General features: G+C 33.6%; 2 protein-coding genes. One reads left to right on the forward strand and one right to left on the reverse strand.

Going from position 1 to position 1,183, the window contains the following annotated elements:
- On the reverse strand, nucleotides 1-622 hold a 622-nt coding region (locus AC1DUW_RS29740; RefSeq protein WP_477644295.1), incomplete at its 3' end, for a LysR family transcriptional regulator.
- A 228-nt stretch (nucleotides 623-850) separates the two neighbouring features.
- On the opposite strand from AC1DUW_RS29740, the gene AC1DUW_RS29745 reads away from it, so the two are divergent.
- Nucleotides 851-1,183 (forward strand): MFS transporter (locus tag AC1DUW_RS29745; protein ID WP_477644296.1); only part of this gene is annotated, 333 nt, incomplete at its 3' end.

Here is a 1,183-nt window from a genome sequence, read left to right on the forward strand (position 1 = left end):
ATTGTAGTTGAGTATCCATAAGCCAATCAACTACAGCTCTTGTATACATACAACCTTTACTTAAAACAAGCAATGTAATAGGTGTTTTCTGATCGAAATTGATTATATGATCATTACTTGAAATAATCTCAAATGTTTCAGTGGCAACAATATCGTATGCTAAATCGGGGTATTTTTTAATAGGTTCACTAATTAGTGCACAATCCAATTCGGAATTGTGTACTTTTTGATTTATGGCATTACTAGAATCTACTGCGAAGTCTACATCCAATTGAATGTCTTTCGCATTCAACATATTGGCGAGAGGGGCTCCGTAGATTTTTAAGGTTGTATGTGATGTGCCAAAGTTCACTTTAGAGTTAAGCTGATAGGCACCAATGGATTGTAAAAATTCTTCGTACTCTTGAGTAATAAGTTGAAGATAGTTTTGATACTGGGTACCTACGCTAGTAATTTTCAATCCTTGGGGTGTTCGTTTAAAAACGGGTTTTCCAATTTCTGACTCCATTTTTTTCACTTTAGCAGTAAGTGCGGATTGAGTATAGTTTGTGATTTCTGCGGATTTACTTAAATTTTGTCGATTTAATATTTCAATTTTTAATGCAATTTCTTCGATGTTCATTTTGTTTGTCACACACCCTATAAAAAAAATTTATGGATCCTATCATTTTCCTCCATTTTACGCTTCTCAGTAGTGAGAGTAAACTCTAGTTAGCTTAATAAATAAGGAGTCGAGATGATGCTACAAGTTAATAATAGATTACGAGACTATTCACTCTATAATAAATATCCATAGCCGAATTTTACTGATTGAATACATATGTAATAGCAAGATATTGGAGGGGCATTAATGAATACATATTATAAATGGTTAATCGTATTAGTGGCTACACTATCACAAACTGCAGCAACATTTGTGACATATGGCATGGGACCCATCGCTACATTCTATCAAATTGAATGGAACTTAACACCACTGCAAACAGGCTTTATTGTTTCAGCTGTAAATATTGGTCCGATGTTTTCAATGTTAGTGTTTGGTTACTTAATGGATAAAAAAGGGGAAAAACAAATTATTGGATGGGGGACAATTTTATTAGGGCTCTCAGCATTAACACTCGTTTTTGTTAACAATTACATTGTATTGCTGCTTTTATTATTATTGGTTGGGATATGGTACGGC

Source organism: Peribacillus sp. P4_C12, assembly GCF_056402095.1.